The organism is Mucilaginibacter flavus, assembly GCF_030409315.1.
Classification (GTDB): domain Bacteria; phylum Bacteroidota; class Bacteroidia; order Sphingobacteriales; family Sphingobacteriaceae; genus Mucilaginibacter; species Mucilaginibacter flavus.
In genome coordinates this window covers 1-7,953 of record NZ_JAUFPS010000004.1, presented here as the reverse complement: position 1 = coordinate 7,953, position 7,953 = coordinate 1, and the positions used below count along the sequence as shown (strand labels likewise).

6 protein-coding genes are annotated in these 7,953 nt (G+C 43.5%); 1 reads left to right on the top strand and 5 read right to left on the bottom strand.

What is annotated here, in order from left to right:
• Positions 1-14: 14 nt before the first annotated feature.
• Genes QWZ17_RS00885 through QWZ17_RS00875 form a run of 3 tightly spaced genes read right to left on the bottom strand, consistent with a single transcriptional unit; the run spans position 15 to position 2,450 of the window.
• Entirely contained in the window at positions 15-815 is an 801-nt protein-coding gene (locus QWZ17_RS00885) for a YWFCY domain-containing protein (RefSeq protein WP_290302941.1), read from the bottom strand.
• A 31-nt stretch (positions 816-846) separates the two neighbouring features.
• Positions 847-2,142, bottom strand: a complete 1,296-nt coding sequence (locus QWZ17_RS00880; RefSeq protein WP_290302940.1) for a relaxase/mobilization nuclease domain-containing protein — start codon at positions 2,140-2,142, stop codon at positions 847-849.
• Entirely contained in the window at positions 2,127-2,450 is a 324-nt protein-coding gene (locus tag QWZ17_RS00875) for a mobilization protein (protein WP_290302939.1), read from the bottom strand. Before QWZ17_RS00875 ends, QWZ17_RS00880 begins: the two co-directional genes overlap by 16 nt.
• 1,348 nt (positions 2,451-3,798) lie before the next feature.
• Between QWZ17_RS00875 and QWZ17_RS29610 the strand changes: the two genes are divergently transcribed.
• Positions 3,799-4,263 carry a helix-turn-helix transcriptional regulator gene (locus QWZ17_RS29610; RefSeq protein WP_353959461.1) on the top strand — a complete coding sequence of 155 codons (465 nt, stop codon included), beginning with the start codon at positions 3,799-3,801 and terminating at the stop codon, positions 4,261-4,263.
• Between the two features lie 289 nt (positions 4,264-4,552).
• Here QWZ17_RS29610 and QWZ17_RS00870 read toward each other — a convergent pair whose 3' ends face one another.
• On the bottom strand, positions 4,553-4,933 hold the full coding sequence (locus tag QWZ17_RS00870; protein WP_290302938.1) for a hypothetical protein: 381 nt from the start codon (positions 4,931-4,933) through the stop codon (positions 4,553-4,555).
• A gap of 2 nt (positions 4,934-4,935) precedes the next feature.
• Positions 4,936-6,786, bottom strand: coding sequence for an RHS repeat domain-containing protein (locus tag QWZ17_RS29720; RefSeq protein ID WP_435404572.1), 1,851 nt, complete (start codon positions 6,784-6,786; stop codon positions 4,936-4,938).
• Positions 6,787-7,953: the final 1,167 nt, after the last annotated feature.

Genomic DNA, 7,953 nt, shown 5'->3' with positions numbered 1-7,953 from the left:
CCGGAATGCACTGGTCAGTTTCGCCCGGAATGGGTGGTCAGCTTGCGCCGGAATGTGGTGGTCAAGTTCAACAGAATCTCCACTATCTTAGTTAAATCGTCAAACTTAAAGTCGTACAGGAACATCGTAAACCCCTTTTTAATGTGTTGGGTGATTACGTGCCTGATCACAAAATAAGACTTACCCGCGCCTGGAGTTCCAATAACTAAAAGGCCTCTGAAAGGATTAATAAAGTTTATCCAACTTTTATGTGCCTTTCCTTTAAGTTTGTAGATAGCGGGTAGGTTAATCGAATATTCGTTTTCCAATAACCTTTCCTCTTGGGGGAAGGTTTCGTTTTCGGTATTGAATATATCATTGGTGAAGGCCACTTTGATATGCCGCGACAATAAAGTACCACCGGATAGTATGAAAAGGTAGCCAATTGCAGTAAACGCTATGTAGATTATGGTTATAATAGTCGGTAGTGCAGGCAGGTAGAAAGCAATCTGGCTAATAAAATAAAGTAGTAAGCCGCCAAGCAAATAGGTGGCTATTGATCGTTTGTTTATTTTCTCGTCTTTTCTGCCTTTGGCACCCACCAAGGAAATGAATAACATTAATAGAGCTGCCAGCTTCGGTTTCCAAATATTGTTGAAAAATCCTATTTTGGCGATATTGCTAACTATCCGCGTTGTAATATCAGCGGAGAAATGCCATTGCTGAAAAGCTGTAAAACAGGCGATATAAAAATGTACCGCTAATATGAAAATGCTGATCAGCCTTGTAAAATCAATGATCTTGCGTAGTCCCTGTGTATCTTCCCCGGTATTCATAATGGTGTCCTCCTTTAAAATTGTTATGGTGTTATAATCCCTTGCCTCGTTCCTGTTTCTTCTTCTTTTTGCTAGTAGTAAGTGGTGCGCCGCCGTCACCACCTTTCCCCATCAGATTATTAAGCAATCTATCAAATACCGATGGTTGCAAATACTGTTCTGTTGGTTCATCAGCTTTTAGGTAATCCGTCTTTGGTGTGTTTGGCAGATAGGTTGGTTGGTATTGCCCTGTTCTGCCATAGCTATCCTGCTTTTGTTTCGCGAGCTGGTCAATAGGGCCGAATTTTTCATTTAATCCTTTGGCGGTGTAGGCTTTGCCCAGGTCGCTGCCGTTGAAAACGGCCTTGTTATAGTTATCTATAAAAGTTACGCCGTAGGTTATTCCCTGTTCATTCTGCCGGAATACGGCTTGTATATGCTGTTTTTGCAGTTGCTTAATAAAGGCGTCTTTAGTAATCCCTTTATAGTTTATGAATACTTTTTCAATACTGTTTTTTAGGCTTTCCTTAAAAGGTTTGCGCTTTTCTTCATTCTGCGCAAATCTTGCTTCCAAATTATTTAGCGTTGGTTTATCATTCAGGCTGCTTGCTTTAAATGGTATCCCGATCTTGTTACCATTTTCATCAAGTATCGAATAGATCAACCCTTGCTTTTCAAACATTAATGTGCCCTCTTTACCACGGTCGGCTGTAACATTGAATTGCTTCAGGACAGCATTAAATTCGGGAAGCGAGGTGAATTTATATTGGCTGACTACGGCACCTACCACATTGGTAATTGCCCGTTTGGTTGGGGTTTTGCCGTAAACGGCCTTTTCAGGGCTTATCGGTTTAATCCGGTTAGCTTTGTTGATCGCTTTGCTGTCTGCTTTAACTAAACCAAACTCTACCTCCAGTTCTTTCCTTGCGGGTTCCGACAGCGTTTTACCAATGTTATGCAAACTAATCCGGTTGCCGTCCGTTTCAATATTGGTAGTTACAATATGAATATGTGCATGCGCAGCATCATCGTGCTTATATACTAAATAAGGCTGGTCGCCAAAACCGATCTTGTCCATGTATGCAGTTGCGATCTGCTGCATAGTAAGCATGTCCGGTTTTTCGCTTACATCAAAGTTGAGCATGATGTGTACCGAATTGGTTTTAACCCGGTCGTTGAGTTCGGTTAAGTGCAGCAACCGGTTCAGCTTATCGGAAAACTTTAGTTTTTCTACCTCTGTGCCGAACAGGCTTGCCATAATCAGTTGCGCTTGCCCTGCTGTAACTTTGTTCTCGTTATAGTTCAGCAATCCCCGAATACTCTTACTGCTTTTTATTCTTGCAACCATTTTTTTGTAAGTGAGGTAACCAGGCTCATTAGACGGTCTACTTGCACATCAATATCTTTTGAGCGTTCAATTGCTTTCAGTTTGTAAAAGGCTTTGCCGGATTCATCGCGGGAACTATTAAATCCCCTTGTTAATTGATTGACATTAATACCGATGGCTTTAAGTTCTTTTCGGATACGGGTCAATTCTTCCATTGTTCCGCTCATGGTTACATCTTTATATAAGCATAGTATTTTTTCTTTGGAAAGAATCTTTCGGGCGACCTCGCCGACAGAGCGGCAGTTGCTTTCCATCAATAGTTTTTCCATTCTTTCATAGATCGCTTCAGTTACCCTTGTCCGCACTACCTTTGTATAAAGCTGCTTCCTGTTTTCACTCTTTGGCCTGGCCATAATTCATACATTTAATATTCCCTAACCGCCAAGTTCCGCGGCGGTTATCCCCGACTGAAAGGAGTGGGCAAGATCCGTTTGTGTAGACAAACGTACATCTTGCCAAACACTGGTGTGTTTAGTCTGCTCCCTTACGGTCGTTGGTAAAACTTCGTTTTCTGTCTTTGTTTGCTGCCCTTCGGGCCACCTTTAATCCTTCGGATTTCCGGCGATGTGGTTTGCACCTAACGGTGCAAACTGGCGTTTAACTGGGCCGACCTTTCGGCGGTTGTATACGGTTGACTTGTTTACTATCTGGGTAAACTTTTGATAGGCTAATTTCCGGATGACTGTGTTTCGTATCATGCTTGTTGCTTTTGTTAAGCCAAAAGTGAGGAGATGGGGATGGGTAAAGTGGGAGTGTTTTAAATCGGTGAGAGTTTTTAGGTAACGTATTAAAAATGAGACTACTTTTGTAACTGATGCGAAATTAAATCAACATATTTCCAGTAATCCTATTCGATCCATATTATTTTGAAATGCTTTATCATTTACCTATATATCCGAATTAGCTGATTATAAAAACGTTCTGCTCTATATGTCAAAATGCATTTCTGCGCACATTTATTGTACCTCATTGGACTATTTGCATTAGCGGGCAATGGTTATTCCTAACCTATAAAAAAAAGTATTTTCAAACCCATAGCCGAGTTTATTAAGATAAATGGGGCTAGTGGAGCGGGTTGCGGGATTTTGTTTCGCGAGTTGTTAATTGAATTTTCAGAATCCAAATGTACAATTTTCGAATTTCGTCTGAACTCCATTAAACATATTTTTTGAGTTAAAATTATCTGTTTTTATTCTTTACGCGAATCTGCAACAAAAACACCCGGGTGCAACTATACATCAGGATGTTGTATATTCATTGAACGAGACGCATGCGTAGCCAGCCGAGGTAATAGAATATTCTAACAACCTTGATCGCTTTAGTTATAAACTACAAGCATAGCGTTCAAAGACATTCGATCGGCGGAACTCTACGGGCAATGGGGCCGGTTGCCAAAGCGCTCTATCTGTATTCCCCAGGATTTGATCACGCGCTCACGAATTTTTTCGCTTTCTTCAGTCAGTCTGTCTGAAGATAGTTCGCTGAAGTTAACCAGGGTAACTTCACATAAAGGTCAATCCCGTTCAGTAATGGCCGGGAAAGCTTACTCAGTTTTTTTCACAGTTCCCGGCGGCCAGATGCAGTCTTTTTCGGGGTGGTTGTAATAACCGCAGGGGCATCCCTGTCAGAACATTTCTTTCACGGAGCGCATCATTTAAAAAACCGAATGTTCCGCAATATACTAATGATCCAAAGACTATTGGTGAGCATATTAGAAAGAAACGGATACAAAGTAACTGCGCACAAAAAGAGTTAGCTGATAAATTGGGAGTTAGCGAAAATACTATTAACGCCTGGGAACTCGGACACACCAATCCTTCAACCCACTATTACCCTGCTATCATTGCGTACCTCGGGTACTATCCGTTCGAGCATGAAACTGAAAGTTGTGCCGGGAAACTCAAACAAATCCGCCATTGCAAAGGACTCACTTTTGAGCAATGTGCTACACTGTTTTCAATATCAGAAGATGCAGCGATGCGCTGGGAGAAAGGCAAAACAATTGCAAACGAGACATACAAAGAACGCATCCGTTTTGTATGGAGTGAACTGCCGGAGCATTTAGTACAACACCCCTTATAGGGGTGTTTTTATTCCCTTTAAGGTTATCTTTCTTGCTGAATATTCAATGCGTTGACGATTAACTTAATACTGATTTCAATAAATGGACCATCATTAATCAAGGGCGATCAGATTTTTAGCCAGACCCCGGCGCAACTTTGCGGCAACGAGAAATCTACTTTTCTTTAGTTTTATACCTATTAGCCCAGACAGATAGATGACTCATGACATGTTTAAATGACATCCAGTATATTTTTTTTTACTCTCTTTAAAAGGCTATCGGTGATCTAAAGTCGCTATAAAGCGATACTCATCGTTTAATTAACTCCGCTAAAGTCATTTGTATGTCTTCTTTGTCATAAATGAATGGGCTAAACATGTTTTTTATTATTTCTAACTGCGCTGATTCATCGATGTCTTCCCAAGATTCTACCTCTAAAAGATAATTGATAATTTTTTTTCTTTCCCTCTGCCGACACTTAAGTTCCCATTCACTAATTGAGACGGGATTATCATCGAGAGTTTTAATCGCCTTGTAATGGCCAATCATTTCGATAACGGCTTTGTTAAAAATCTGGCTAAAAAATGGACTTCTTAATATTTGATTTAGTTCATCATTATCAATGCCAAATTTCAAGCCGTAAAAAACATCTACCAAAACTTTGAGCTCCGAGATATTATCTATAACCATAATTACTTTGTTTTAGGATTTATACCAATATACACCATATTTCCAGTTCTAATTCTTAACGACCCTGCATTATAATCGTATTCGTAAACATGAGTGGGATTTTTAGTTATATTCGAAGCTTGATCGGGATCAACTTTAAATATTGTCATATATTTCCCAAAACCTTTCTTTGTCGGGTCTCCTATGAATAAAATATTTTCAACTTCCTTTTCTGTTAAAAAAGCTTTGGTGAGGTACACTTTGTTTTTTTTATTTGGGAAAATCACCTGACTCATTGCAATGCCTACAATCCCCTTTCTATTTGAATAGTGAATATAATACTCTTTTCTTTCTTCACTATTGTTTGGTATGTCTACATTGCCTTTGAAGTGCCCTTGACGTGCCATTTCCCCATCAAATCCTGGAGCTGTATCAGTGTTACCTTTTGGCCCTCCATATTCGTTATAAACAGTTTCAGGGTTTTTTGCATCGTTGTTTGATGCGAAAAGTTTTATTACAAAATAAGCGATAACCTCAAGCGCTCCGGGAATTTTAGCACCATCCTCTACAATTAACTCACCGGCTTCATTAACGAAAGATTTACTGAGCGGCGGCTTTGCCGAGGTTCCCGTTGCAGTTCCTGCAGTCGCTGCAGTTTTACAACAATCAGCTCCATCATTTTCTTGTTCTGCTGGTGCATCATTTTCTTGTTCTGCTGGTGCTTGATAAAGGGTTATTAGATCATCGTTGGTAACTCCATGTTCTTGCATCCAACTTTCTGTAGACATTCCGTCCGGATCGACAAAGGCAAGTGGGTTATTGTTCCCATAATTATATGGGCTCCACTTCCTACTACTTTCTGCAAGCGGGTCAATACTAGCCCATCTCCCGACTACTGGATCATATTGCCTTGCGCCGTAATCGTAAAGCCCTGTCTCATCCTGAAGCTCCTTGCCATTATACTTATATTTGTTATCCGGGTTCGGTGCTACCATTCCTCCACGATTCATTTCCATACCGAATGCATAATAATCCGTTTGCTGCGCCACCTGCCCGTCCTGACCGATCAGCACTCGCGTATTGCCGAGGTTGTCCTTCAAAGCGTACTCGTAAAAATAACTCGCCCCGTTCGGTCGGGCCCGCCCTTCCTCTGTTGTAAGAAACAGCAAGTTACCCGCGGCATCATACTCTATCCCGCTCACGTAATCATGGCTACCCCCCGAAATCACCTTGCGCAATTTACGGCCGGTTGCATCGTAAATATAGGTAAGCGCATTGCCGGTGGTAGGTGTTACCGTATAAGGTAGGTTCAAATAATTATAGGTAAAGGTAAGCCCTTTTTTGTTATCAACCCACAAATTACCATTAGGGTCATAAGTATATCCCGTGGTACCATTTAACTGACCCTCGTTGCTGCCACTTACGTCTGTTACCGATAACAGCCTGCTGCTGTTATCGCTGTTGTCGTAGACATAGGTAAGCTGATCGATCGGCGTTGCGGCATTGCTGATATCCCGGTAACGGTTCAGCTTTTTAATGTTGCCGGCCACATCGTAAGTTAAAGATTCATTATACCTCCCCGTGAGGCCAGCCGTGGTGTAGTTGGCCAGTGTAAGCCGGTTTAGCTTGTCGTAACTGTACTCATAACTTTGGGCAATTTGCGCGGCCCCGCCGCTCGGTTGCTTTTTACCCTGCCAGCTTACCGCGCTGATATTCCCGTTGTACTGCTTTAATGCCGTTGTCCCGTAATCGTCATAGGATATCTCTTCGCCAAAAGCGTCGTTGGTGTCATTATTAATCAACGGGTCGGCATTGTTCAACGCCGCGTTGTTGATGCTTTTGAGCCAGCCCCGGCTGTTGTAGCGGTAGTCCATGCTCTGCAGAAAGGTCTGGCCGTTATCAGCCGAGTGGAGGTTTTTTTCGGACACTTGTCCGATTTCATTGTAGACAAATGAATTAAGCAAAACGGTGTTCCCGTTGATGCCTTGTTGCGTGCGCAGCTTGCGCCCCATATGATCGTAGCTGTAGGAAAGGGTCACCGCAACTGACTGCGCTGCGGTATTGCTACTGCTATTTACGTAATTCACCCGATTACTGGTCAGCAGCGTACCCGTAAAGTCATAGGTGCTTTTGACCTCGTCGTAGTTGTTTACACTTACCAGTCCGCCCTTAAAATGCTCGGAGAAGCCACGGATACCCCGGCCAAAGTCATCATAGTAATTCACGCTCCACAGCATGTTATTGCTGCCTGTGCTTCCGTCCAGCACCTTAACAAGGCTTGCTGTCGGTAGCCCCAAGGTCATGGTGCTCATCCCCGTTTCAGTATGTTTGTCAAAAGCGGCCGGAATCGAGGGTGCCGCGTAATTGTCGTAGTAGTTTATGCCGAGGGTCGTGTTAAGTGTTTTGGGATAAGTGGCATAAACGCCCGCCGCGGTGCTGTAGCCGTTCCCGCCGGCNTCAGTATGTTTGTCAAAAGCGGCCGGAATCGAGGGTGCCGCGTAATTGTCGTAGTAGTTTATGCCGAGGGTCGTGTTAAGTGTTGTGGGATAAGAAGCATAGACGCCGCCCGCGGTGCTGTAGCCGTTCCCGCCGGTTACCGTAGCTTCCCAAAGACCGGGATTGCCGGTTACAGAAGCCTGCATGTTTGTCCTTTTTTCGACGCCAGTGGCACTGCCCGCATCGGTGTACAGACCGGTCACGACAACGCGGCCCTGCTGGTCGTACTTGGTTACCGTCCACTGCTGGTTGGCCGTGCCGCGCTGGTTGGCGTCCTGCGCCATCACCGGCAAATCGAGCGTGTTATACACTGTAAAATCCTTGCCTTTGCCAGGCAGTTTCTTCTCTACCAGCCGCCCTCGCTCGTCATACCGGTACTGGTAGCACCAGAAATCGAGGGAGGAGGGGCTGACGGTTCCGCCGTCGGGCACAGCGCCCGGCGGCAGCACAAAGCTCAGGTGACCGTAGTCGTCATACACGTAATAGGTCGAAAGCATCTCGATGCTGTTATCGGGCTTTTTGTTGAACGCCCGCTTTAACACCAC